This is a genomic window from Streptomyces sp. NPDC005805, from assembly GCF_040630445.1.
GTDB lineage: Bacteria > Actinomycetota > Actinomycetes > Streptomycetales > Streptomycetaceae > Streptomyces.
Genome location: NZ_JBEXXN010000026.1, coordinates 24,578 through 49,595, shown reverse-complemented (window position 1 = coordinate 49,595; position 25,018 = coordinate 24,578). Strand labels below are relative to the sequence as shown.

Annotated in this window: 18 protein-coding genes and 1 pseudogene; 4 read left to right on the top strand and 15 right to left on the bottom strand. The window is 71.9% G+C overall.

The window, feature by feature from the left end; genetic code table 11:
- Positions 1–44 precede the first annotated feature (44 nt).
- The 3 genes from ABZ457_RS16860 to ABZ457_RS16850 all read right to left on the bottom strand — a co-directional run bounded on the left by ABZ457_RS16860 (position 45) and on the right by ABZ457_RS16850 (position 4,499).
- Positions 45–1,673 (bottom strand): cation acetate symporter, encoded by a 1,629-nt coding sequence (locus tag ABZ457_RS16860; protein ID WP_359158326.1) that lies wholly within the window; start codon positions 1,671–1,673, stop codon positions 45–47.
- Entirely contained in the window at positions 1,670–2,170 is a 501-nt protein-coding gene (locus ABZ457_RS16855; protein WP_359158325.1) for a DUF485 domain-containing protein, read from the bottom strand. Before ABZ457_RS16855 ends, ABZ457_RS16860 begins: the two co-directional genes overlap by 4 nt.
- Before the next feature lie 202 nt (positions 2,171–2,372).
- Positions 2,373–4,499: a DNA topoisomerase IV subunit B gene (locus ABZ457_RS16850; protein ID WP_359158324.1), complete on the bottom strand. Its 2,127-nt coding sequence runs from the start codon at positions 4,497–4,499 to the stop codon at positions 2,373–2,375.
- Positions 4,500–4,934: 435 nt separating this feature from the next.
- Between ABZ457_RS16850 and ABZ457_RS16845 the strand changes: the two genes are divergently transcribed.
- Positions 4,935–5,165 (top strand): hypothetical protein, encoded by a 231-nt coding sequence (locus ABZ457_RS16845; RefSeq protein ID WP_359158323.1) that lies wholly within the window; start codon positions 4,935–4,937, stop codon positions 5,163–5,165.
- 401 nt (positions 5,166–5,566) lie between these two features.
- On the opposite strand, the pseudogene ABZ457_RS16840 reads toward ABZ457_RS16845, so the two are convergent.
- The 6 genes and pseudogenes from ABZ457_RS16840 to ABZ457_RS16815 form a co-directional block, all read right to left on the bottom strand.
- Positions 5,567–6,367 (bottom strand): annotated as a pseudogene (locus ABZ457_RS16840) (serine protease); the annotation flags it as partial.
- Between the two features lie 191 nt (positions 6,368–6,558).
- Positions 6,559–8,115 carry an RNA polymerase sigma factor gene (locus ABZ457_RS16835; RefSeq protein WP_359158322.1) on the bottom strand — a complete coding sequence of 519 codons (1,557 nt, stop codon included), beginning with the start codon at positions 8,113–8,115 and terminating at the stop codon, positions 6,559–6,561.
- Between the two features lie 473 nt (positions 8,116–8,588).
- Positions 8,589–9,527 carry a FadR/GntR family transcriptional regulator gene (locus ABZ457_RS16830; protein ID WP_359158321.1) on the bottom strand — a complete coding sequence of 313 codons (939 nt, stop codon included), beginning with the start codon at positions 9,525–9,527 and terminating at the stop codon, positions 8,589–8,591.
- Between the two features lie 144 nt (positions 9,528–9,671).
- Positions 9,672–11,588 carry an ATP-binding cassette domain-containing protein gene (locus tag ABZ457_RS16825; protein ID WP_359158320.1) on the bottom strand — a complete coding sequence of 639 codons (1,917 nt, stop codon included), beginning with the start codon at positions 11,586–11,588 and terminating at the stop codon, positions 9,672–9,674.
- A 173-nt stretch (positions 11,589–11,761) separates the two neighbouring features.
- The gene (locus ABZ457_RS16820) at positions 11,762–12,529 is read right to left on the bottom strand and encodes an NUDIX domain-containing protein (RefSeq protein WP_359158319.1); all 768 of its coding nucleotides are present in this window, start codon (positions 12,527–12,529) and stop codon (positions 11,762–11,764) included.
- A 143-nt stretch (positions 12,530–12,672) separates the two neighbouring features.
- Entirely contained in the window at positions 12,673–14,142 is a 1,470-nt protein-coding gene (locus tag ABZ457_RS16815) for a DUF4192 domain-containing protein (RefSeq protein WP_359158318.1), read from the bottom strand.
- Positions 14,143–14,252: 110 nt separating this feature from the next.
- Here ABZ457_RS16815 and ABZ457_RS16810 point away from each other — a divergent pair, with 110 nt between their 5' ends.
- On the top strand, positions 14,253–16,424 hold the full coding sequence (locus tag ABZ457_RS16810; protein ID WP_359158317.1) for a RecQ family ATP-dependent DNA helicase: 2,172 nt from the start codon (positions 14,253–14,255) through the stop codon (positions 16,422–16,424).
- A gap of 321 nt (positions 16,425–16,745) precedes the next feature.
- Entirely contained in the window at positions 16,746–17,375 is a 630-nt protein-coding gene (locus ABZ457_RS16805) for a hypothetical protein (RefSeq protein ID WP_359158316.1), read from the top strand.
- A gap of 102 nt (positions 17,376–17,477) precedes the next feature.
- Here ABZ457_RS16805 and ABZ457_RS16800 read toward each other — a convergent pair whose 3' ends face one another.
- From ABZ457_RS16800 to ABZ457_RS16780, 5 genes are all read right to left on the bottom strand, one after another.
- On the bottom strand, positions 17,478–18,116 hold the full coding sequence (locus ABZ457_RS16800; RefSeq protein ID WP_359158315.1) for a hypothetical protein: 639 nt from the start codon (positions 18,114–18,116) through the stop codon (positions 17,478–17,480).
- An 82-nt stretch (positions 18,117–18,198) separates the two neighbouring features.
- The gene (locus tag ABZ457_RS16795; protein ID WP_359158314.1) at positions 18,199–18,900 is read right to left on the bottom strand and encodes a ribonuclease HII; all 702 of its coding nucleotides are present in this window, start codon (positions 18,898–18,900) and stop codon (positions 18,199–18,201) included.
- Between the two features lie 67 nt (positions 18,901–18,967).
- Complete coding sequence (locus ABZ457_RS16790) at positions 18,968–19,879, bottom strand: ADP-ribosylglycohydrolase family protein (protein WP_359158313.1); 912 nt, start codon at positions 19,877–19,879, stop codon at positions 18,968–18,970.
- Positions 19,880–19,891: 12 nt separating this feature from the next.
- Positions 19,892–20,551 (bottom strand): histidine phosphatase family protein, encoded by a 660-nt coding sequence (locus ABZ457_RS16785; RefSeq protein WP_359158312.1) that lies wholly within the window; start codon positions 20,549–20,551, stop codon positions 19,892–19,894.
- A gap of 76 nt (positions 20,552–20,627) precedes the next feature.
- A complete protein-coding gene (locus tag ABZ457_RS16780) occupies positions 20,628–21,233 on the bottom strand; it encodes a YdbC family protein (RefSeq protein ID WP_359158311.1) in 606 nt (201 codons plus the stop codon).
- A gap of 240 nt (positions 21,234–21,473) precedes the next feature.
- On the opposite strand from ABZ457_RS16780, the gene ABZ457_RS16775 reads away from it, so the two are divergent.
- A complete protein-coding gene (locus ABZ457_RS16775; protein WP_359158310.1) occupies positions 21,474–21,989 on the top strand; it encodes a TerD family protein in 516 nt (171 codons plus the stop codon).
- A gap of 140 nt (positions 21,990–22,129) precedes the next feature.
- On the opposite strand, the gene ABZ457_RS16770 is transcribed toward ABZ457_RS16775, so the two are convergent.
- Positions 22,130–25,015: a vitamin B12-dependent ribonucleotide reductase gene (locus tag ABZ457_RS16770; protein WP_359158309.1), complete on the bottom strand. Its 2,886-nt coding sequence runs from the start codon at positions 25,013–25,015 to the stop codon at positions 22,130–22,132.
- Positions 25,016–25,018 lie beyond the last annotated feature (3 nt).

The following is a 25,018-nucleotide window of genomic DNA, read 5'->3' as shown; positions in this document are numbered from 1 at the left end:
TTGACGGGCGCGGCGAGCCACGCCGCCCCCGCCAGGCGCCCGCGTCAGACCGCGCCCGCGCCCGTCAGCGCACGGACCTCCGTCTCCGCGTGCCGGGCTTCGTCCGGCGGCTCGGAGGAGGTGACCGTGCCGATCCAGCCCGCGAGGAAGCCGAGCGGGATCGACACCAGCCCCGGGTTCTCCAGTGGGAAGAGCTGGAAGTCCAGCCCCGGGAAGAGCGACTGCTCGCTCCCCGACACGACCGGCGACAGCACGACCAGCGCCACCGCCGGCACCAGCCCGCCGTACACCGACCACACCGCCCCACGGGTGGTGAAGCCGCGCCAGAACAGCGAGTACAGCAGGACCGGGAGGTTCGCGGAGGCGGCGACCGCGAACGCCAGGCCCACCAGGAAGGCCACGTTCAGGTCCTGGGCGAGCAGGCCCAGGCCGATCGCCACCGCGCCGATACCGGCCGCGGCCAGCCGGGCGACCGCGACTTCGCTGTACTCCCGCCGCTCCCCGCCGCCCTCCTTCCGTGCGCCTCCCTGCGCCGGGCGGCGGCGCAGGGAGGCGTACAGGTCGTGGGCGACGGAGACCGACGAGGCCAGCGTGATACCGGCGACGACCGCGAGGATGGTCGCGAACGCGATGGCGGCGACCACCGCGAACAGGACCGTGCCCCCCGTGGAACCCGCCCCGCCTCCGAGGTCGAGTGCCAGCAGCGGTACGGCGGTGTTCCCCGCCGCGTTGGACTCGCGGACCCGGTCGGTGCCGACCACGGCGGCGGCGCCGAAGCCGAGCACGATCGTCATGAGATAGAAGCTGCCGATCAGGCCGATGGACCAGACGACCGAGCGCCGGGCAGCCCGGGCCGTCGGCACCGTGTAGAAGCGCGACAGGATGTGCGGCAGTCCCGCCGTGCCCAGCACCAGCGCCACGCCGAGGCTGATGAAGTCCAGCCGGGACGTCCAGTCCCCGCCGTAACGCAGGCCCGGTGCGAGGAAGTCCTCGCCGTGACCGCTGCGTTCGGCGGCGGTGGACAGCAACCCGCCGACGTCCCCGCCGAAGCGCAGCAGCACGAGCACGGTCATCGTCACCGCGCCGGCCATCAGCAGCACGGCCTTCACGATCTGGATCCAGGTGGTCGCTCGCATCCCTCCCATCGACACATAGATCACCATCAGGGCACCCACGCCGACGACGGTCCACGAGCGCGCCGCCTCGCTCGTACCGCCCAGCAGAAGCGCGACGAGGGACCCGGCCCCCACCATCTGCGCAACCAGGTAGAGAACGGACACGACCACCGAGGAAGTTCCCGACGCGATACGGACTTTTCGCTCGCGCATCCGCGAGGCCACCACATCGGCCAGGGTGAACCGGCCGCAGTTGCGGACCAGTTCGGCGACGAGGAAGAGCACCACGAGCCAGGCCACCAGGAAGCCGACCGAGTAGAGCATCCCGTCGTACCCGAAGAGCGCGATGAGGCCGGAGATCCCGAGGAAGGAGGCTGCCGACATGTAGTCGCCGGCGATGGCGAATCCGTTCTCCATCGGGGAGAACAGCCGTCCCCCGGCGTAGAACTCCTCGGCCGAGCCACGCCTGTTGCGGCTCACCCAGGTCGTGATGCCGAGCGTGACGGCGATGAAGGCGCTGAACAGGACGAGCGCGAGGGCTTGGTGGTCGCCGTTCAACGCTCCGCCCCGCGGGTCATCTCCTGTGTGTCCCATCGCAGATCGAGGGCGACCCGGTCCCGCCTGAGCCGTGCGTGGCGGGCATAGGCCCAGGTCAGCACGAAGGTGGTGAGGAACTGGGCCAGGCCGGCGACCATCGCGACGTTCAGCGGGCCCGTGACCGGGGTGGCCATCAGGACGGGCGCGGAGACGGCGGCCACCACATAGGCCAGGTACCAGAGGAGGAATCCGAGCGTGGCCGGCACGACGAACCGCCGGTAGCGGCTGCGTACTTCCTGGAAGGCGGGGCTGCGCTGCACCTGCAGATAGATCTCGGCAGCGCTGGGGCCGGACTCGTGCCCCTGCCCGGCGCCGGACCGCTGCCCCGGGACGGACGACCGGGCGGCGGGCCCCTCGTCCTCCACGGCGTCGGGGTCGTCCCAGCCGCCCGCGAGGGCGTCGTACCAGGGATCCTCGATCGGCGCCGCGGCGGCATCCCGCCCTTCCTGTTTCTCCACGCTCAACTCTCCTTGTCAGCGAACCGTTTCGGTCCGCAGGAACAAGGATGGACAGAGCGGGAAGATCCCGGACTCTTCTCCCACTCCTCTTCACCCCATCAGGTGATCCAGGGCGGGAACCACGCACGAGCCGCACACCACTGCGGCGGGGGCGGGCAGGGACCCGTCGAACGGTCCCCGCCCGCCCCCGCCGCAGTGGAGGTCACGCGTCGATGCGCGAACGGTCCAGGGTGGCCGCCGAGGTGGTGATGAACTCCTTGCGCGGCGCGACCTCGTTGCCCATCAGGAGGTCGAAGACCTGCTCGGAGGCCTCCAGGTCGCCGATGTTGATCCGGCGCAGCGTGCGGTGGCGCGGGTCCATGGTCGTCTCGGCCAGCTGGTCCGCGTCCATCTCGCCCAGGCCCTTGTAGCGCTGGATGGAGTCCTTGAAGCGGATTCCCTTGCGCTGGAACTCCAGCAGGGTCTGGCGGAGCTCGTTGTCCGAGTAGGTGTAGACGTACTTGTCCTGGCCCTTCTTGGGCTGGATCAGCTCGATCCGGTGCAGCGGCGGCACGGCGGCGAAGACCCGGCCCGCCTCGACCATCGGCCGCATGTAGCGCTGGAAGAGGGTGAGCAGCAGGGTGCGGATGTGAGAGCCGTCGACATCGGCGTCGGTCATCATGATGACCTTGCCGTACCGGGCGGCGTCAATGTCGAAGGTCCGGCCCGAACCGGCTCCTATGACCTGGATGATCGCCCCGCACTCGGCGTTCTTCAGCATGTCGGAGACGGACGACTTCTGGACGTTGAGGATCTTGCCGCGGATCGGCAGCAACGCCTGGAACTCGCTGTTGCGCGCCAGCTTGGCGGTGCCCAGGGCGGAGTCGCCCTCGACGATGAACAGCTCGCTGCGGTCCACGTCGTCGCTGCGGCAGTCCGCGAGCTTGGCCGGGAGGGAGGAGGACTCCAGGGCGGTCTTCCGCCGCTGCGCCTCCTTGTGCTGGCGGGCGGCGATCCGGGTGCGCGCCGCGGCGACGGCCTTCTCCAGGACGGCACGGGCCTGGGCCTTGGCGTCCCGCTTGGTCGAGGTCAGGAAGGCCTTGAGCTCCTTGGCGACCACATTGGCGACGATGCGGTTGGCCGCCGAGGTGCCGAGGACCTCCTTGGTCTGGCCCTCGAACTGGGGCTCCGCCAGCCGCACGGTCACGACGGCGGTGAGGCCCTCCAGGGCGTCGTCCTTGACGATGTCGTCCTCGGCGACGCGCAGCAGCTTGGCGGAGCGGAGGACCTCGTTCACCGTCCTGGTCACGGAGCGTTCGAATCCGGTGACATGGGTGCCGCCCTTGGGGGTGGCGATGATGTTCACGAAGGACTTGACCGTGCTGTCGTAGCCCGTGCCCCAGCGCAGCGCGATGTCGACCCCGAGTTCCCGGGTGACCTCGGTCGGCGTCATGTGGCCGCGGTCGTCGAGGACCGGCACGGTCTCCTTGAAGGTGCCCTGGCCGGTCAGGCGCAGCACGTCGCAGACGGCCTTGTCCTGGGCGAGGTACTCGCAGAACTCGCTGATGCCGCCGTCGAAGCGGAAGGTCTCGACGCTCTTGCCCTCGCCGTCCCCGCCGGCCGCTCCGCGCTCGTCACGGACCACGATGGTGAGGCCGGGGACGAGGAAGGCCGTCTGGCGCGCCCGCTGGTGGAGGGTGTCCAGGGAGAGCCTGGCGTCCTTGAGGAAGATCTGGCGGTCCGCCCAGTACCGCACCCGGGTGCCGGTGCGGTTCTTGGGGACGCGCTTGCCCTTGAGCAGCCCGCCCGACGGGTCGAAGGGGGCGTCCGGCCCGGACTCGGTGAAGATCCCGGGCACACCGCGGCGGAAGCTGATCATGTGGGTGGCCGAGCCGCGGTCCACCTCGACGTCGAGCCGGGCGGAGAGGGCGTTGACCACGGAGGCGCCGACGCCGTGCAGACCGCCGGAGGCGGCGTACGAGCCGCCGCCGAACTTGCCGCCGGCGTGCAGCTTGGTCATGACGACCTCGACGCCCGAGAGGCCGGTCTTGGGCTCGACGTCCACCGGGATGCCGCGCCCGTTGTCGCGGACCTCGACGGAGCCGTCCTCGTGGAGGATGACCTCGATGTGGTCGCAGTGCCCGCCGAGGGCCTCGTCGACCGAGTTGTCGATGATCTCCCAGAGGCAGTGCATCAGGCCACGGCTGTCGGTCGACCCGATGTACATACCCGGCCGCTTGCGGACCGCCTCAAGGCCTTCCAGGACGAGCAGATGCCGCGCGGTGTAGTTGGAGCCGTCACGGTCTGCTGTCAGCAGCGCAGTGGACGGCACGGACGTTTCGGCGGTCACGCGGTTCGCTCCTCGCTGAATTTCAGATGTGGCCAAGTGGGGTAAAGGCCCGGGCGTCGGTCGCCGCACAGAGCGTACCGAGGCCTGGTAGAGCCGATGTAACGCCACCCACATGATGCGCCATGCTAGTCCACGCTCGCATGCGTGTTCGATCCCTCGATGGGGTGACGTGCACATCACGTTCCCTTCGAGGCATGAACCATTTAGGCTCCGGGCACGTCCTCATCAACAACCGGCAACCCAGCCGGGAGGACCGAACGAGACATGCAACCGCGAAATCCGTAGAGCGAAGCAATACGGTTCCTTCGCCGCCAACCGGCAGCAGACAGCCACCTCGGGAAAACTTTTCGAGGAAAAGCCACGAGCGGGAACGTTTTCGGGCTGGTTGGATGTTGACCCTGGTACGACAGCTCGTCGAGCTAGAGAAGAGGCGACGTGACTACTGTTCTGACCCCCGCGAGCCCGCTGACGGCCGCTGACCGCTGCGACCGCTGCGGCGCCCAGGCCTACCTGCGCGTCGTGCTGATCAGCGGCGGCGAACTGCTCTTCTGCGCCCACCACGGGCGCAAGTTCGAGCCGGAACTCAAGAAGATCGCCGCTGAGATACAGGACGAGACGGACCGCCTCACGGTCGTTCCCACGACCGTGGGCGACGAGGACCGCTGACGCCTCACGGAAACCGACGAGCCAAGGGCCGGTCCAGGACCGGCCGACGGGCGGCTGCCCCTGGAATCAGGAGCAGCCGCCCGTTCTCGTACCGTCACCTTCCCTGAGCCCTGCCCTCCCGAGCCGGGAGCGGCCAGGGGTCACCGGCTCCCGGGCCGGTCTCCGGCCCCGTCCTGGCTCGCCGCGCGTTCACCGTCCGCCGCGCGCTCGCCGAGGCCGAGAGAGGCCGCGCCGCCCTCCGTGGGGCCCTGCCCCGCCGTCGACGGCTTTTCTCCGCCGCCGTGGACGGAGGCCGCGCCCGGCCCGTCGGGGGGCTCCTGTGAGGTCGTGGGCCAGGAGGTCAGGGGCAGGCTCCCGATCGTCCCGCTGTCGTCGGCGGCTCCGTCCAGGGCCGGGGCCACGGCGGAGACCCGGGTGTAGACGCCGGGGCCGTCCGCGCGTCCGCAGCCGCTGCCCCAGGAGACCAGCCCCACCAGGCGTCCCCCGGCCACCAGCGGTCCGCCGCTGTCCCCCTGGCAGGCGTCGTGGCCACCTCGCGGATCACCCGCGCAGAGCATCGTGGCAGGGTCGTACCGCCCGCCCCGGCCTCCGGGGTACGCCCGCGCGCAGGTGGCGTCCGGCAGCACGGAGACGGGCGCGGCACGGAGCGTCGCGGCGTAGTCACCGCGGCCCGTGGTGTCGCCCCAGCCGTAGACCGTGGCCTTGGTGCCGGGTTCCTCGGCGGGGTCGTTCTCCCGCGCGACGGGGATCACCCGGGAGGCGGGCAGTTCCTCGTCGAGGGTCAGCAGCGCCAGATCGGAGCCGCTCGTCTCCGGGTCGTACGCGGGAGAGACCCATGCGGAACGGACGCCGACCTCCTCTCCGCCGTCGCCCTTCAGCGCCGACCGTCCGGCGATGACGCGCAGGTCCGGTACGGCCGCGACGTCCTTGCCGAGGACGGCGGGGCTGAGGCAGTGGGCCGCGGTCATCACCTTCGCCGGAGCGACGACCACCCCGCCGCAGAACTGGCCGGCGCGCGTTGCTCCGAACCGGTCACGGCTGGACAGGGCCACGACCCACGGGCTGCCTTCGACGTTCACCTCGTGGCCGCCGATCACCACACTGTCGGCGGCGGCGGACGGAGGCAGCGCCAGCGATGACGCGATCGCGGTGGCGATCAGGGCCGACCTCGCGGCCGGGCCTCGGGCAGTAGGACGACGCATGCGTACTCCTGACTCTGCGTGAATCGTGTTCACCCAGAGTCGGGGGTGGCGGGCGGGCCCGCACCCGCGCTCCCCGCCGCTGCCTCAGTGGCCCCGGAACGAGCGAGTGCCCGGAACCCTGCCGGGTTCCGGGCACTCGTCCGGTGCGTCGGCCGTCTCCGCGCGGGGCGGAACAGCCGGTCCGGGACGGCTCAGTCCAGGTAGTCGCGCAGGACCTGGGAGCGCGACGGGTGGCGCAGCTTGGACATCGTCTTGGACTCGATCTGGCGGATGCGCTCGCGCGTCACGCCGTAGACCTTGCCGATCTCGTCCAGCGTCTTCGGCTGGCCGTCCGTGAGGCCGAAGCGCATGGAGACCACGCCCGCCTCACGCTCGGACAGGGTGTCCAGCACCGAGTGGAGCTGCTCCTGGAGGAGCGTGAAGCTGACCGCGTCGGCCGGGACGACCGCCTCGGAGTCCTCGATGAGGTCACCGAACTCGCTGTCGCCGTCCTCGCCGAGCGGCGTGTGCAGCGAGATGGGCTCGCGGCCGTACTTCTGGACCTCGATGACCTTCTCGGGGGTCATGTCGAGTTCCTTGGCCAGCTCCTCCGGGGTGGGCTCGCGGCCCAGGTCCTGGAGCATCTGCCGCTGCACACGGGCGAGCTTGTTGATGACCTCGACCATGTGCACCGGGATACGGATGGTGCGGGCCTGGTCGGCCATGGCGCGGGTGATGGCCTGCCGGATCCACCAGGTGGCGTACGTGGAGAACTTGTAGCCCTTGGTGTAGTCGAACTTCTCGACCGCGCGGATCAGACCGAGGTTGCCCTCCTGGATCAGGTCCAGGAAGAGCATGCCGCGGCCGGTGTAGCGCTTGGCCAGCGAGACCACCAGGCGGAGGTTGGCCTCCAGCAGGTGGTTCTTGGCCCGGCGGCCGTCCTCGGCGATGATCTCCAGCTCGCGCTTGAGCTTGGGGGCGAGCTTGTCGGCGCCGGCGAGCTTGTCCTCGGCGAAGAGGCCCGCCTCGATGCGCTTGGCGAGCTCGACCTCCTGCTCGGCGTTGAGCAGCGGGACCTTGCCGATCTGCTTCAGGTAGTCCTTGACCGGGTCGGCGGTGGCACCGGCGACGGCGACCTGCTGCGCGGGCGCGTCGTCCTCGTCGTCGTCGGAGAGGACGAAGCCCTTACTCTCGCCCTCGGTCTCCTCCTCGTCGCCCTTGGCGCCGGGCTGGGCCTCGTCGAGCAGCTCCTCGCCCTCGGCCGGCTCGTCCGCGTCCTTCTTGCCCGCGGTCTTCTTGGCGGCGGTCTTCTTGGCCACCGTCTTCTTGGCGGCGGCCTTCTTCGCCGTCGTCTTCTTGGCGGCGGCCTTCTTCGCGGGGGCGGCGGCCGCGGGCTCCTCGGCGGCTGCCTCCACGGTCTCGGCGGCAGGCGCCGCCGTGGCGGCGACGGTCTTCGCCGGGGTCGTCTTGGCGGCGACCGTCCTGGTGGCGGTGCGCTTGGCCGGGCTCTTCGCTGCGACGCTCTTGCGGGCGCGCTTCGGCGACTCCGCTGCACTGACCATCAGCGTCACACCCTCTTCCTCGAGGATCTGATTGAGGCTGCGCAGAACATTCTTCCACTGGGTTGGCGGAATCTGGTCAGCCTCGAAGGCCCGACGCACGTCATCGCCGGCGATCTGCCCATCAGCCTTTCCCCGCTCGATGAGCGCCATCACAGACTCGGACTCGGCGATCTCCGGCGGGAGCGTACGGGATGTGCTGGCCGACACGAACAACCTCTCGGAACGATGGAAACGGCTTCCGGCCCCGTCCGTGACCGGACCGGAGCCGACGACCACCGGGCGGCGGATGCACCGGTGGCGTGGGCTGGACCGTGGAGCTCAGCACAGCGCCGGATGCGGCGGCTGTATTCCCTCCTCGGCTGTCACCTCTTAGGTCATCGCACTGCTTCGAGGAGCGTTACGCCCAATCCGCGTGGCCCGAGTCACACGATAAAAGCCATGAAACATGAAGAATGGCTCATACGTCGCAGAGTGTGTCGCCGGATCCGATCCGAATCCGGCGACACACCCTGCGTACACCAGACGACACGTCGCGCGATCCACGGGCCGGTCCCCGGGTGGTCCACAGACGGTCCCCGGCCGCTCCTCGGCCGGTCCACAGGTGTTCTGCGGACGGTCTGCCGCCGGCCTGCGGAAGGCCCCGGGCGGCCTGTGGACGGCCTGCGGAGGCCCCCGGCCGGTCAGTGCTCGCGGGGCGCGGGGACCACCCGGTCCACGTCCGGGTGAACGGTGAGCAGCTGGCGCATCGCGGCCTCGGCGCCGTGCTGGTCGCCGCCCGCGATCGCGTCGGCGATACGGGCGTGGTGCGCCACGGACGCCTCGGTCGGGCGGTCACAGCCGGTGACGGGGCCTCCGGACACCTGGAGCGCGGCCGAGACGATGCCGGAGAGGTGCTCCAGCATCCGGTTGCCCGCGAGCTGGATCAGCAGCGAGTGGAATTCGGCGTCGGCCCGCGAATAGGTGAGGGCGTCGCCTTGGGCGAGGGCGTGGCCCATGATCTCGACCATGTCGCCGATCCGCTGCTGCACGTCCTCACGGGCGTGGCCGGCGGCGAGGCGGGCGGCGAGGGGCTCGATGGTCCACCGCAGTTCGTTCAGCTCGCGGCGCTGGTCCTCGCGCTGCGGGCCGAAGGCGCGCCATTCGATGATGTCGGGGTCGAGGAGATTCCAGTCACTGACCGGCCGGACCCGGGTCCCGACATTGGGGCGGGCGCTGACCAGCCCCTTGGCCTCCAGCACGCGCAGCGACTCCCGCACGACGGTGCGCGAGACCTCGAAACGCTGGCCGATCTCCTCGGGGACGAGCGGCCGGTCGGCGCCGAGGTCGCCGGAGACGATCATCTGGCCAAGCTGCTGGACGAGTTGGCCGTGCAGTCCGCGGCCGCGGCTGCCCGCGGTGCGGCGGGCCGCGCGGCCCAACTCCGCGTCCCCGCCCTGCCAGGCGGAGGGGGCGACCCGGTCGCCCGGTGATTCGGCGTAGGGGTATCGGTCGAGTTCGCCCGGTCCGGCGAGGCCGCTCTCGGCGGTGCGGGCGGCGGTCATCATGGTGTGCGCAAGGGTACTCACGCATCCTTTGTCGGCCTCGTTTCCGGGCCCCTTGAGGTCTTTGGTGAAAAGCACACGAAAGGGTGATCGGTACCCGCTACCCAATTGACGCCTTATCGTAAGGAATCGGGCAGTTTTTACCGAGGGTGACGAGGGAGAGCAGGATCGGTCCTCCACGATCCGGCTCGATCTTGCTCGGTCTGGCTCGGTCCGGCTCGGTCACCACAGAGCGCGGCGGCGCATCATCGTGATCAGGCAGGCGCAGACGAGGACGGACAGCGACAACGCCAGGGCCGCGCCCACGGGTTGGGCGAGCAGATGGAGGGCCACCTCGGGCCAGCGGCCTGCCTCTCCTGGCAGTTCGAGGCCGGTGAGCGAACGGAGGCGGTCCGGCAGGCCGGTGACCGAGCGAACCGCCGGGCCCAGCAGGGCGTATTCGACGAGCGGCGCGACCAGCACCGGCACGGAGAGGACGGCCGCCACCCCGGCCGCCGTGACCCTGAACACGGCCGCGGCCAGCAAGCCCGCCCAGGCGCAGCCGACGCACAGCGCGGTCCAACTGACGCTCATCAGAATCCAGTTGTCCGGGACGAGTTCCGATCCGGTGCCGTGGAGCAGGCGCAGCGCCTGCGCGTCGACGGCCACCGACAGCACCGCCAGGACCAGGGAGGCGGCGCACGTCACCGCGAGCTTGGCGATCAGCAGCCGGGCGCGCCAGGGGGACGCGCCCCGCACGGCGGCCAGCGCCGGGCGACGGAACTCCTCACCGGCCGAGAGCGCGCCGAGCAGCCCGGCGCCGAACGCGGCCGGCGGCAGCGGCAGAAAGCCCGGCCAGGCGATGAGGACGCCGGTCTGCGAAGGGGCCGTCGTGCGGGCGAGGAGCAGGCAGAGCGCCACCGAGGAGACCAGGGCGGCGGCCGCGACCAGTACGGCGGTCCGGACGCCGAACATTCTGCGCAGTTCGTAGCGCAGCGGCCACCGCGGGCTGCGGGGGCGGCGGTCCAGCGCGGGAAGCGGATCGCGCGCCGCGGCGGTCCGTTCCTGGCGTCCCGGTGGGCGGGAGGCCGCGCTGCCGGCAACGGGCGGGCGCGAGATCGCGGTGCCAGGAACGGGCGCGGTGCCAGGAACGGGCGGGCGCGCGGCCAGGGGCACGAGGGCGGGGGCGTCCGCCGCGGCAGGGGTGCCGGGCACGCGCCCGGCACCGGCTGCATCCGCACCGGATTCGCGGAGCCCCGCGGACTCACCCGGTTCCCCCGGCAGGAGCGGTGCGTCGCCGACCTCGTCGGCGAGCCGGTGCACCAGGACGCCGTGGCGGAACGCGGCTTCACCGATCTCCGCGCAGTTGCTGCCGTAGACCGAGAGCAGGCTGCCGCCCTCCGTCACGACCTCCACCGAGCGGCGGGCGGCCCGCGCCTCGCGGCGCACCGCGTCCGAGAGCCGGGCCGCGTGCGGGGTGCGGACGACCACGCGCGGACGCAGACGGGTGCGGGCGAAGTCGGCGGCGGACTGGTCCGCGACGAGGCGGCCGCCGTCGACGGTGACGACGTGATCGGCGAAGCGGGCGGCCTCCTTGGCGTCCCTCGTGGTGCACAGGACCGTGCCGCCGGCCTCCGCGTGCGCACGCAGACGACCGAGGACCCACCCGGCGTCGGCCACGGGGAGACCGTGGCACGGCTCGTCGAGAAGGAGCGTCTGCGGCTCCCCCAACAGGGCTGCGGCCAGGCCGAGTCGGCGGTCCATGGACCGGGACAGCACACCCAACTGCTCGTCGCGCAGGCTGCCCAGACCGAACGCGTCGATCAGCTCGTCGGCCCGGGAGGCCGGCACGCCCACCGCCGCGGCGAGCATCCGCAGATGGCCGCGCACGGTACGGGCCGGGTGGCCCTGCACATCGCCCAGCAGCAGACCGATCTCACGCGCGGGTTCGGCGAGGCGGTGCAGGGGCGTCCCCTGGAAGTACGCGAGCCCCCTGCCCCGGTCGAGCCCCGCCACGAGCCGCACCAGGGTGGTCTTCCCCGCCCCCGGCCCTCCGAGGACGGCGGTCACCTGGCCGGGCAGGGCCTCGAACGAGACGTCGTCGACGGCGGATCGGCCGTCCTTGCGGGCGGCACTGGTGAGTCCGACGGCCTGAAGCATCGCTTCTCTCGCCTCTTTCGCGGAAGGTGAGACCGCTCAGCGGCAGCACGGGTACCGAAGCAAGATAACGCGACATTTCAGGCAATCTATGCACCGAATCCCGCCCGGTTGGCACCGATCCGAGCCGGATGTCCCGGACGGCGGCGCGGTGCGGACCTCAGTCCTCCGGACGCTCAGACCTCCGGGCGCAGCATCGGCGGATTGAGCAGCGTCGCACCGCCGGCACGGAACAACTGGGCGGGGCGACCGCCCTGGCGCGTGGTGGTGCCGCCCGCCGGAACGAGGAATCCCGGCGTGCCGGTCACCTTGCGGTGGAAGTTGCGCGGGTCGAGCGCCACCCCCCACACGGCTTCGTAGACCCGGCGGAGTTCCCCGACGGTGAACTCCGGCGGGCAGAAGGCCGTCGCCAGCGAGGAGTACTCGATCTTCGACCGGGCACGCTCGACACCGTCCGACAGGATCAGCGCGTGGTCGAAGGCGAGCGGCGCCGGGGGGTCGTCGTCCTGCCTGGCGGCCTCTACTTCCGGTCCCAGCAGTTCGTCGACGGGCGCCCAGCGCGCGAGGTTGGCGTCGCCGCCGGCCCGGGGGGCCGGCAGGTCGGGCGCCAGCACCAGGTGGGCGACGCTGACGACCCGCATCCGCGGGTCCCGGTCCGGAGCCCCGTAGGTGGCGAGCTGCTCCAGGTGGGCACCGTTCCCGGGGGCGGGCGACGCGGGGTCGTGCGCGCTGAGCCCGGTCTCCTCGGCGAGTTCGCGTGCCGCGGCGGCGCCGAGGTCCTCGTCGTCCCGCACAAAACCGCCGGGCAGTGCCCAGCGGCCCTGGAACGGCGGCTCCCCGCGGCGCACGACGAGCGCGCAGAGCGCGTGACGGCGCACGGTGAGCACGACCAGGTCGACGGTGACGGCGAAGGGAGGGAAGGCCGACGGGTCGTAGGGAGACATGTGGCGATCATAGTCGTCTGCCTGACGATAAAGACAGCCTTCCTCACGGGCGGCGACGGTTTCCGGCTGGCTCCGGTGTGCGGGATTCCGGCCCGGTCCGCGTGGGGGCGGCGCACGGGGCGCGGTGCCTCGTCCTGGACGCGTCATCGACCGCTGCTCCTCTCTCCGCCGGGCGCCGTGGCGCGGCGCGAGGCGGACGCGCTCTCCCGCCCCGTGCCCCGGGCGGTGCGGACCGGCTGGCGGGGACGACGGCGGGCACGGCGCACACCCCGCTTCGGCAGTACCGGGGCGTCGGCCGCCTCCTCCGGTGCCGGGCCCGCCTCCGGATCCGGTCGGGTCGCCTCGTCGGGCGGACCGGCATGCGTCCGCCCCGCACCGCCGGGCCCAGGATTTCCATCACCCGATCGAGGGACAGCGGGCTCGGAATCGGCCGGCTCGGCCGGCTCGGCAGCCACCGAATCCCCCGGCCCCGGCGGCGCGGCGGGCCAGTCCTGGTCCTGGCGCAGACAGTGCCGGAGCGTCTCCGGATCCAGCCCCTCGTTGCACGCCTGATGGAGGAGTTGCGCGAAGACGTAGTCGGGATCGGCCCGCAGGGCGAGGCCGAGGGCCACACGCGCCGAGGGCTCGTCCCCCATCGACCAGGAGACCCATCCCGCCAGGGTGAGCGGCGCCGCCGCGTATCCCTGGTGCACGGCCACACAGCGCCGGGCCAGGGAACGCCACAGGCGCAGCGCGGGCCCCGCGTCACGCCCCTCCATCCACTGGGCCGCCCGGTCCCGGGTCCGGCGGTCCTGGAGGCCGATGATCAGCTCGGCGGCCTCCCGGTCCGTGAGGAGCCGGTCGTCCTCGGCGTCCGTCCCGGGCCCCGTGCCGCCGCCGGGTTCGGCCGCGAACCGCTCCAGCGCGTCGCGGGCCAGTGCCAGGGTCTCGGCGGCCAGTTGCCTGCGTCCCCCTTCCTCGACTGCCCGGGCGACGAGCGCCGCGCCCACGGCGTCCAGCTCGATGGCCTGTGCCATGGCCCGGGGTGTGTGCGCCGGGACCAGCCGGGCCTCCATCTCCTTCTGCGTGCCGCGGACCTGAAGCCCCGCGTACGCCGCGGCCGCCGCCATCACGGAGGTGCCGCCCAGCGGAAGCGGCGTCCCGTCGGCCGGGCAGCAGCGGGCGTCGGGGCAGCAGTACGACCAGAAGCGGCCGCCAGAGATGCACAGCGCCTCGTAGACCGGCACGTCCAGGGCGCCGCAGGCGACGCGCAGATACTGGGCCAGCGGTCGGAGCCGCTCCACGACCTGGTCTCCGCCCTCCCCCACCGCCGGGTCCCGGCAGAGGAAGACGACCATGCCGTCGGGGTGCGCGCCCCGGCGCTCGCTGCCGCGGATCAGACAGTCGGCGACCTGGTCCGCCACGGGCTCCCACTCGTCGGGCGACCGGGGGATGCCGATCCGGAGCCGCCCGCCGAACCTGCCCTCACCGCCGTGGAGAGTCACGAGCACGATCGAGTCGTTCGGGTGGAAACCCATCATGTAGGGCAGCGCGTCGGCCAGTTCGGCCGGGCTGCGCAGGGTGATCTGCCGGTCTCCCGTGAGCCGGGGACCTGATGAATAGTGCTTGTTCATGGCATGACCGTCTCGCGGCTTTCCTCCGCCCGCGACCCCCTGTGGACAAGTTGTCCACAGGCCGGCGGCCTCGTTCGCGCTCTGTCGGTCCCATCGGGTTGCATGGGGGCATGACCAACGCAGACCGCGCGGAGCTCCGAGCCGCCGCCGATTCCGTCCTCGCCCGACTCGTGGCCGATCCCACGGGCACCGCCCGGCTCCGGGAGGACCAGTGGCGCGCGATCGAGGCGCTCGTGGCCGACAGACGCCGGGCTCTGGTCGTCCAGCGCACGGGCTGGGGCAAGTCGGCCGTGTACTTCGTCGCGACCTCGCTGCTCCGGGCGCAGGGCAGCGGCCCGACGGTCATCGTCTCGCCCCTCCTCGCGCTGATGCGCAACCAGGTCGAGGCGGCGGCACGGGCCGGGATCCGCGCCCGGACCATCAACTCCGCCAACACGGAGGAGTGGGAGACGGTCCAGGCCGAGGTCGCGGCCGGCGAGGTCGATGTGCTGCTCGTCTCCCCCGAGCGCCTGAACAACCCCGACTTCCGCGATCAGGTCCTACCCAGCCTGGCGGCCGCCACCGGGCTGCTGGTCGTCGACGAGGCCCACTGCATCTCCGACTGGGGCCACGACTTCCGACCGGACTACCGCAGGCTGCGCACCATGCTGGCGGACCTGCCCGCCGGGGTCCCGGTGCTCGCCACGACGGCCACGGCGAACGCCCGTGTGACGGCCGATGTCGCGGAGCAGCTCGGCACGGGAGCGGGCACCGACGCTCTTGTGCTGCGCGGGCCCCTGGACCGGGAGAGTCTCAGCCTGGGCGTGCTGCAACTCCCGGACGCGGCGCACCGGCTCGCCTGGCTGGCCGACCACCTCGGCGAGCTGCCCGGGTCCGGGATCATCTACACCCTCACGGTCGCCGCGGCCGAGGAGGTGACCGCCTATCTGCGCCAGTGCGGTCACACCGTGGCCTCCTACACGGGCCGCACGGAGAACGCGGACCGCCAGCAGGCGGAGGACGATCTCATCGCCAACCGCGTGAAGGCACTGGTGGCCACGTCGGCGCTCGGCATGGGCTTCGACAAACCCGACCTGGGATTCGTGGTCCACCTGGGCTCTCCCTCCTCCCCCATCGCCTACTACCAGCAGGTGGGCCGTGCGGGCCGTGGTGTGGAGCACGCGGAGGTGCTGCTGCTGCCGGGCAGGGAGGACGAGGCGATCTGGAAGTACTTCGCCTCGGTCGCCTTCCCGCCCGAGGAACTGGTCCGGCGCACCCTGGACGTGCTGGCGCAGGCGGACCGGCCGCTGTCCCTCCCGGCGCTGGAACCCCTCGTGGAACTGCGCCGCACCCGCCTGGAGACGATGCTCAAGGTCCTCGACGTGGACGGTGCGGTGCGCCGCGTCAAGGGCGGCTGGACGACGACCGGGCAGCCGTGGGTGTACGACTCCGAGCGGTACGCGTGGGTGGCCCGGCAGCGCGAGGCCGAGCAGCAGGCCATGCGGGACTACGCGCGCACGACGGCCTGCCGGATGGAGTTCCTGCGCCTGCGGCTGGACGACGAGGAGGCCGCGCCCTGCGGCCGCTGCGACAACTGCGCCGGGGCCCGGTTCAGCGACAAGGTGTCCGCCGCGGCACTGGACGCGGCGCGAGGTGAACTGGGCCGCCCGGGAGTGGACCTGGAGCCGCGGAAGATGTGGCCGACGGGTCTGGCGGCGGTGGGCATCAATCTCAAGGGCCGCATCCCGGAGGGCGAGCAGTCCTTCCCAGGGCGGGCGCTCGGTCGCCTGTCGGACATCGGCTGGGGCAACCGGCTCCGTCCGATGGTCGCCCCCCAGGCGCCGGACGGCCCGGTGCCGGACGACATGCTCGGCGCCGTGGTCACGGTCCTGTCCGACTGGGCCAGAGGGCCCGGCGGTTGGGCCTCGGGCGCGGCCGACGCCCCGCCCCGGCCCGCCGGTGTCGTCACCGTCGCGTCCAGGTCGCGGCCGGCGCTGGTCGGCTCGCTCGGGGAGCGGATCGCGGAGGTGGGCCGTATGCCACTGCTCGGATCGCTCGACTACGTTCCGGAGTCGGCGGACGCGCATGTCTCCCGGACGAACAGCGCCCAGCGGGTCCGGGCCCTGCACGAGGCGTTCACGGTGCCGCCCGGGTTGCAGGAGGCGCTCGCGCGGGCCGAGGGGCCGGTGCTGCTGGTCGACGACTACGCGGACACCGGCTGGACGCTCGCGGTCGCCTCACGTCTGCTGGTCAGAGCGGGTGCGAAGGGGGTGTTTCCGCTGGTCCTCGCCATCCAGTCGTGATCGCCGGGCACGGGCCGGGGTGAACCGGGAGCGGGGCGGCCCGCTCCCGGGTGGTGGGGCGGTCACGGGGGCTCGCGCGGGCCTCCCGAGCGCCCTCCGGTCGCTCCGCGTGAGTGAACTGGCGTCCAGCGGGCAGGGATATGAGCCACATACCCGCTGATTCCCGTCGGTCGCGCCGAATTGCTCGTTGCCGCACGGTCACGCGACAGGAAGAATTGAACTGCTCCCCGCTCGGGCCCGATTCGGCCTTGATGGGCCCTGCCGTGGTGCGCCCTCACCCGACCCTGCCCGCTCTGTGGGCGCGTATGCGAAGGGAGGACCGTGACCTTCGGATTCGCTTCGTCCGCAGCCTCTACGATCACCGCGTCGGCCAACGCCGCCAGCCGCCTCGCCCGGATGCTCGAACCCGCCGAGTGGGCGGCAGCCGGGATCCCGCTGCTGCGCAACCCGCGCGAGGTGGTCAGTGGGCTGCACGCACGCCATCGCCCCGTGCCGGCGACGGCCGTCGTCGCCGTGCTCGACCACGAGGAACGGCTGGCCGCCAGCGCGTCGTTCTCCCGCCGCTCCGACCCGGTGGACGGCTGGGAGTTCCGCAACGCGCTGCTGGACCATCTGCGCCGCGTGATCCCGCACGACCTCCGTCGCCGCACCCCGGCGCGGACGGCGGTACTGCTGTACTGCCGGGACGGCGACGAACGCTGGACGGAGGAGGACGGCGCCTGGATGTGGGGGCTGCGTGACGCGTGCACCCTGCACGGGCTGCGCTGCGGCGCGTACATCACGCTGACGCGCGGCGGCTGGCAGGTCCTCGGCGAGGGGCGCGGCGGGCGGCAGCCCAACTCCACGTCCACGCCGGGGCGTCTGGCCGACTCGGTGCTCGACCACGACCCGGTCCCGCTCCGCACCGCGGGCGGTGCGCCGGACGTCCTCCGGCGCACCGCGGCCCGCTGACCGGGGCGCGGCCGCTCGGGCCCGGGCGGCCCACCGCGGCCCGCTGACCCGGCCCGTGAGGACCGGGCCCGGGTTGCCCCCGGGCGTGAGTGCCCGGGGCGGTCAGCCGGCCGTCGAGCCCAGGATCGCGTTGATCTTCTGCGGTTCGCCGCAGACGATCAGCAGCGCCGACGCCTTGGCCATGGCGGCGGGCAGCGCCCTCGCCGCGGCCTCGTCGGAGCCGCCGTTGACCGCGACGACCACCACGGGCCGGGTGGCCGTGCGGTCCACGGCGGAGGCGGCGGCGTGGAACACGTCGTCCCCCGCGTCGTGCTGCGCCCAGTAGGACGACTCGCCGAAGGAGAGCTCGTGCTCCGCCCACGGGTGCCGGTCACCGGTGGTCAGGACCAGGACGTCGCCCGGCGCGCGATCGGTGTCGAGCAGCAGGTCGACGGCCTCGTCCGCGGCGTCGAGCGCGCCGCTCACCGGGGCGGGGATCAACTGGATCTGCGGCCCGGGGCGGTCGCCCTGCGCGGAGGACGCGGCGGGCGCGGGCTGCGGGGACTTCCGGGCAGCGGCCGGGCGCTGTCCGGACGGAGCGGGCCGGGCCGGACCGGGCCCCGGGTGTCCGGGACGCGGCGAGGCCGCGGAACGCGGACCGGGTACGGGGCGAGGGGTCGGCGCGGTGCGGCCTGCGGCCGGAGTGACGCGGGGACCCTGGGCACTCTCGTGAATCTGAGGCTCCTCGGGGATGAGAGGCATGGGTGGATGTCTATCAAATGTCGGTGCGCATGGCATCGGCGGGTAGGCACAAAAGTGCGAACCGCCGCGGGCCGGGCCCGGTTCAGAAGTCGAAGCCGAGCTGGCCTCCGCCTTCCAGTGCAGCCGTTTCCGGCGTCTGCCGGACCTTCTTCAGATGCCGCCACCGGGGCAGTGCATCGAGGTAGGCCCAGCTCAGCCGGTGGTGCGGGGTGGGGCCGAGTTCCGCGAGTGCCGCCTTGTGGACGGGCGACGGGTAGCCGGCGTTCTCCCCGAAGGCGAAGTCTCCGTAGTCCTGGTGCAGTTCGGCCATCATGGCGTCCCTGCGAACCTTGGCGATCACCGAGGCGGCGGCCACGGCCACACACGACCGGTCGCCCTTGATGACCGTGCGGACCTGCCACGGCACGCCGAGATAGTCGTGCTTGCCGTCGAGGATGACGGCGTCGGGACGTACCGGCAACCCGTCCAACGCCCGCACGGCGGCGAGCCGGAGAGCCGCGGTCATGCCCAGCTCGTCTATCTCCTCGGGCGACGCGTGCCCGAGTGCGTGAGCCGTGACCCAGGACTCCAGCAGGCCCGCGAGCTCGGTACGGCGCTTCGGGGCGATCAGCTTGGAGTCGGTGAGTCCGGCGGGCGGCCGGCGCAGTCCGGTGATCGCCGCGCAGACGGTCACCGGCCCCGCCCAGGCCCCCCGGCCCACTTCGTCGACACCAGCGACGATCCTGGCTCCGGTGGTCGCCCGGATCGATCGCTCGACTGTGTGGGTGGGTGCTTCGTACGGCATGGCGCCAGCAAGCGTACGCCGCCGCCCGCGCCGCGCGACACCCGGATCAGGTCACGACTTGGCGGGCTCACGCCAGGGGCACGTCCGGCAGCCACTCCGGCAGGGGTTCGGTGCGCTCCAGCCAGCCCTCGGGCGGCTGTCCGGCCCGCCCCGCGGCGACCACCCCGCAGGCGATCGCACAGGTGGTGTCCATGTCCCCGCCGACCTGGGCGGTGGTCCAGAAGGCCCGCTCGAAGTCGTCCAGCGACCGCGCGGCCGACCAGAGGGCGAACGGCACCGTGTCGTGCGCGCTGGTGCGGCGCCCGCTGCCCAGGACGGCGGCCACGGTCCCGGCGTCGCCGTAGTCGAGCATGTCCCGGGCCCGGCGCAGCCCGGCGCCGACGGCGCTGCGGGGCACCAGGGCGACCACGCCGTCCAGCAGGTCCCCGGGCGACGGCGGGCCGGCGGGATCGGCGGCGAGGGCCGCCGCGGCGGCCACGGCCATCGCGCCGACGACCGCCTCCCGGTGCTGGTGGGTGGGGTACGAGGAGATCTCGGCCTGGTGGGTGGCCTGCTCCGGGTCGTCCGCGTACCAGGCGCCCAGCGGGGCGATCCGCATCGCGGAGCCGTTGCCCCAGGAGCCCTGGCCCTTGAAGAGGGCGGAGGACAGCTCGCGCCAGTCGCCGCCCTCCCGGACCAGGCGCAGCAGGCGGTTCACGGCGGGGCCGTACCCGCGGTCGAAATCGTGGTGCTCGGCGAAGGAGCGGGCCAGGGCGTCCTGGTCCACCCGGTCGTGCCGGGCCAGGACGGCCAGCACCGAGCAGGCCATCTCGGTGTCGTCGGTCCACTGCCAGTCGGGCGGCGGCAGCTCGCGCCGCTTCAGCAGGGGGTAGTGGGAAGGTACGAAGAACTGGGAGCCCAGGGCGTCTCCCACGGACAGTCCGCGCAGGCTGTCCAGGGCGCGTGCGAAGCGCCTCTCGCGAGAGGATTCTGCGGTCATCTTCCCGCCACTCTATCCGGTGACGCCGTACGGCTCCGGGGTCCGCCACCGGTCGAACGGCCGGTCAAGGCGGTAGCGTCCGTCCTCGCACAGCTCCAGGACCCGGATCTCGCCGTTGCCCGGATTGGACAGCGACTCGAACTCCGCCACCGGCCAGTGGAACCAGCGCATGCAGAACAGCCGCATGGTCAGCCCGTGCGTGACCAGCAGGACGTTCTCCGGGTGGTCCGGGTCCGCGAAGCTGCGGTGCAGGCTCTCCAGGAAGGCGCCGACGCGGTCGTAGACGTCCGCCCCGGACTCGCCCTGGGCGAAGCGGTAGAAGAAGTGCCCGTAGGCGTCGCGGTTGGCCTTCTGGACGCGTACGTCGTCACGGTCCTGCCAGTTGCCCCAGTCCTGCTCGCGCAGCCTCGGCTCCTCCCGTACGCGCACCAGGCCGGGGTCGAGCCGGAAGGCGCGGAAGGTGTCGTGGGTGCGGCGGTAGGGGGAGATGTAGACGCTGACGTGCTCCCGGCCGAAAAGCGCGCGGAGGCGTTCGCCGGTCTCCTCGGCCTGGCCGCGCCCGCGGTCGGTCAGCCGGAGGGCGTGGTCGGGTTCCCGCTCGTAGACGGTGTCGTCGACGTTGCCGGTCGACTCCCCGTGCCGGACGAGGACGATGCGTCGCGGTCGTGCCATGACACGACCCTACGGCCGTCCGCGCACTCGGACCGCCTCGGCCGCCCCTGCCGTCCAGGACCGGTTCCGGGCCGGTTCAGACCGTCCAGGACGGCTCCAGCTCCACCACGTCCCCCGCCAGGGCCTCTATGTCGGCCTCGGTCTGGGCGCGCAGCAGCAGGCGTTCTATCCGCTCCTGCCGGTACTTGCCGTGCTCGGCGGCGGACTGCCACATCGACAGCACCAGGAACTCGTTGCCGGGGGCCTCGCCGAAGAGTCCGCGGACCATGCCCGGGGAGCCCGCCATGGCCGGGTTCCAGACCTTCTCCTGCATCAGCGAGAAGTGCTCGACCCGCTCGGCCCTCACCCGGCAGTGCGCCACGCGCAGCACATCGGCGTCGGTGAACCGCGGCTCGAAGCCGGTCCGCACGTCGAAGCGGTGCTCGAACAGCGTGACCTGGGCGTCCTTGTAGGTGCCGGCCTGGCCCGCGGCGAGCCGGTCGTGCGAGCGCGCCATGAACGAGTCGTAGAAGGGACGGCTCTCCCAGAACGCGACGACATGCGCGACGTTCGGGCGCAGCCGGCTCCACCCGCCGCCCTGCCCCCGGAAGCCCGGCTCCCCCGGCAACCCCGCCCACTTCCGCTGCCCCCGCTCGAACCCTCGACGGTCCACCACGGTGCAGCGAATCCACTTGACCAGCACCGCGCCATCGTACGGCGCGGAACGTGGCCCCGGTCACGCTCCGCGCGGTTGCGTCCGCGCGTGATCCGGTGCGCCGGTGCGTGCACCGGATCCGGTCACGCCGGGCCGTGATCCGGTCACGCGCCCCGCCCGCGCACCTCCCGCCGGCCGTCCCGTCCGCGATCACCCCGCCACGCGCCGCGCGGAGCCGATACGGTCAACCCTGAAAGGAATTCGCGCAGTTACGGAGGGGGAGACCGGGTGAGCAGCCTCAGCAAGGGCGTGCGCAAGGCCGAGGTGGCACTGAAGTGGGACCCGAGCCCGCTGGGCGAGGCGGCCCACGACCTCGACCTGGTGGCGGCGGCCTACGAGCAGGGCGCGAGCGACCCCGCCTATGTGGTCCATTTCGACAGCAGGTCGCCGGACGGGACGATCATCCTGGCGCGCCAGAGCGGGACCGGGCAGGGCTTCGGCGCGGACGAGGTGCTGACGGTCGAGTGCGACCGGCTGGCCGACCGCTACGACCGGGTGATCGTGGGCGTGGTCGCCCAGCAGCGGCACGGGCGCCTGGTCTTCGGCGACGTCGCCAACACCGGGGTGAAGGTGACCGAGGGGTACACCGAGCTGGCCTCGTACGACCTGGGCGAGGTGGCGGAGAGCACGGCCGCGGTCCTCTGCTCCTTCGGCAGGGACGAGACGGGCGCCTGGGTCTTCCACGGCGGCCTGCGCGGCTTCGACACCGACCTGGAGGCGTTCACCGGCCTGATGGGCCGCTGACCGGCGCGCACGGGCACCGTCGCACCGGAAACACGGAGGGTCGCACCGCATACGCGGAGGCGGGGAGGTCCCTGGGACCTCCCCGCCTCTCGCCGTCCGTCACCCGGCCTCACTCACGGCCGGGCGCCGCCCGGGGTGCGTCAGCTGCAGCCGCTGGTCGAGCCGCAGCCCTCGCAGATGTAGCAGGAGCCGGCGCGCTGCATCTTGGTGCCGCAGGAGAAGCAGAGCGGGGCGTCGGCGCTGATGCCGAGCTGCATCTCGACCAGTTCGGCCGAGGTGTGGGCCTGCTTCGGGGCCGGGACCGCGGCGGACGGGGTGGCGACCGCCTGGATCTCCTGCTGCTGGACGGGCGCGGACTGGGCCAGGCTCTCGACGTCCACCTCGTCGTCGGCCGGCTCGTAGGACCCGGTCTCCAGGTGGCGGCGGCGCTCCTCGGCGGAGTGGATACCGAGCGCGGAGCGCGTCTCGAAGGGCAGGAAGTCGAGCGCCAGGCGGCGGAAGATGTAGTCGACGATCGACTGGGCCATCCGCACGTCCGGGTCGTCCGTCATACCGGCCGGCTCGAAGCGCATGTTGGTGAACTTCGAGACGTAGGTCTCCAGCGGAACCCCGTACTGGAGGCCGACGGAGACGGCGATCGAGAAGGCGTCCATCATGCCCGCGAGGGTCGAGCCCTGCTTGGACATCTTGAGGAAGACCTCGCCCAGGCCGTCGTCCGGGTAGGAGTTGGCCGTCATGTAGCCCTCGGCGCCGCCGACGGTGAAGGAGGTCGTGATGCCCGGGCGGCCCTTGGGGAGGCGCTTGCGGACCGGACGGTACTCGACGACCTTCTCGACCGCGGCGCGGATCGTGTCCTCGGCCTTCTCGGTGATCTCGGCCTTCTCCTTCTCCTTGGTCTTGGCGGAGAGGGGCTGGCCGACCTTGCAGTTGTCGCGGTAGATCGCGAGCGCCTTGACGCCCATCTTCCACGCCTCGAAGTAGATCTCCTCGACCTCTTCGACGGTGGCCGACTCGGGCATGTTGACCGTCTTGGAGAGCGCCCCCGAGATCCACGGCTGGATGGCGGCCATCATGCGGACGTGGCCCATCGCGGAGATGGAGCGCTCACCCATGGCGCAGTCGAAGACCTCGTAGTGCTCGGTCTTCAGGCCCGGGGCGTCGATCACATTGCCGTTGTCGGCGATGTGGGCGACGATCGCCTCGATCTGCTCCGGCTGGTAGCCGAGGCGGCGCAGGGCCTGCGGCACGGTGCCGTTGACGATCTGCATCGAGCCGCCGCCGACCAGCTTCTTGAACTTGACCAGCGCGAGGTCCGGCTCCAGGCCGGTGGTGTCGCAGGACATCGCCAGACCGATGGTGCCGGTCGGGGCGATGACGGACGCCTGGGAGTTGCGGAAGCCGTTCTTCTCGCCGAGGCGGATCACGTCCTGCCAGGCCTCGGTGGCCGCGGCCCACACCGGGGTGTCGAGGTCGTCCATGCGGACGGCCGCGGCGTTGGCGTCGGCGTGCTGCTTCATGACCCGCTTGTGCGGGGTGGCGTTCTTGGCGTAGCCGTCGTACGGGCCGACGACCGCGGCCAGTTCGGCGGAGCGGCGGTAGGAGGTGCCGGTCATCAGCGAGGTGATCGCACCGGCCAGCGCGCGGCCGCCGTCGGAGTCGTAGGCGTGGCCGGTCGCCATCAGCAGGGCGCCGAGGTTGGCGTAGCCGATGCCGAGCTGGCGGAAGGCGCGGGTGTTCTCGCCGATCTTCTGGGTGGGGAAGTCCGCGAAGGAGATGGAGATGTCCATCGCGGTGATGACCAGCTCGACGACCTTGGCGAAGCGCTCGACCTCGAAGGACTGGTGGCCCTCGCCGTCGTCCTTGAGGAACTTCATCAGGTTCAGCGAGGCCAGGTTGCACGAGGTGTTGTCCAGGTGCATGTACTCGCTGCACGGGTTCGAGCCGTTGATGCGGCCGGACTCGGGGCAGGTGTGCCAGTGGTTGATGGTGTCGTCGTACTGGATGCCCGGGTCGGCGCAGGCCCAGGCCGCCTCGGCCATCTTGCGGAAGAGGGACTTGGCGTCGACCTCCTCGATCACGTCGCCCGTCATCCGGGAGGTCAGACCGAACTTCCCGCCCGACTCGACGGCCTTCATGAACGCGTCGTTCACCCGGACCGAGTTGTTGGCGTTCTGGTACTGGACGGACGTGATGTCGTCGCCGCCCAGGTCCATGTCGAAGCCCGCGTCGCGCAGGGCGCGGATCTTCTCCTCCTCCTTCACCTTGGTCTCGATGAAGGCCTCGATGTCGGGGTGGTCGACGTCCAGGATGACCATCTTGGCCGCGCGGCGGGTGGCGCCACCGGACTTGATCGTTCCCGCGGAGGCGTCGGCGCCGCGCATGAAGGAGACCGGGCCGGAGGCGTTGCCGCCGGAGGAGAGGAGCTCCTTGGAGGAGCGGATGCGGGAGAGGTTCAGGCCGGCGCCGGAGCCGCCCTTGAAGATCATGCCCTCTTCCTTGTACCAGTCGAGGATCGACTCCATGGAGTCGTCGACGGAGAGGATGAAGCAGGCGGACACCTGCTGCGGCTGGGGCGTGCCGACGTTGAACCACACCGGGGAGTTGAAGCTGAAGATCTGGTGCAGGAGGGCGTGGGCGAGCTCGTGCTCGAAGATCTCGGCGTCCGCCGGGGAGGCGAAGTAGCCGTGGTCCTCGCCGCCCTTGCGGTAGGTCTTCACGATCCGGTCGATCAGCTGCTTGAGACCGGTCTCGCGCTGCGGGGTGCCGACGGCCCCGCGGAAGTACTTGCTGGTGACGATGTTGACCGCGTTGACCGACCAGAAGTCGGGGAACTCGACGCCGCGCTGCTCGAAGTTGACCGAGCCGTCGCGCCAGTTGGTCATGACGACGTCACGGCGCTCCCAGACCACCTCGTCGTACGGGTGCACGCCGGGGGTGGTGTGGACGCGCTCGATGCGCAGCCCCTTGTTCGCCTTGGCACCCTTGGTGCGGGCCCCTCGTGCCGGGCCGCTCGTCGTCTCGGTCATGCC

Coding starts and splice junctions, on each gene's coding strand:
- ABZ457_RS16770 (WP_359158309.1), bottom strand. CDS start 25,015: ATGACCGAGACGACGAGCGGCCCGGCACGAGGGGCCCGCACCAAGGGT.
- ABZ457_RS16790 (WP_359158313.1), bottom strand. CDS start 19,879: ATGACCGCAGAATCCTCTCGCGAGAGGCGCTTCGCACGCGCCCTGGAC.
- ABZ457_RS16795 (WP_359158314.1), bottom strand. CDS start 18,900: ATGCCGTACGAAGCACCCACCCACACAGTCGAGCGATCGATCCGGGCG.
- ABZ457_RS16810 (WP_359158317.1), top strand. CDS start 14,253: ATGACCAACGCAGACCGCGCGGAGCTCCGAGCCGCCGCCGATTCCGTC.
- ABZ457_RS16785 (WP_359158312.1), bottom strand. CDS start 20,551: ATGGCACGACCGCGACGCATCGTCCTCGTCCGGCACGGGGAGTCGACC.
- ABZ457_RS16800 (WP_359158315.1), bottom strand. CDS start 18,116: ATGCCTCTCATCCCCGAGGAGCCTCAGATTCACGAGAGTGCCCAGGGT.
- ABZ457_RS16820 (WP_359158319.1), bottom strand. CDS start 12,529: ATGTCTCCCTACGACCCGTCGGCCTTCCCTCCCTTCGCCGTCACCGTC.
- ABZ457_RS16815 (WP_359158318.1), bottom strand. CDS start 14,142: ATGAACAAGCACTATTCATCAGGTCCCCGGCTCACGGGAGACCGGCAG.
- ABZ457_RS16825 (WP_359158320.1), bottom strand. CDS start 11,588: ATGCTTCAGGCCGTCGGACTCACCAGTGCCGCCCGCAAGGACGGCCGA.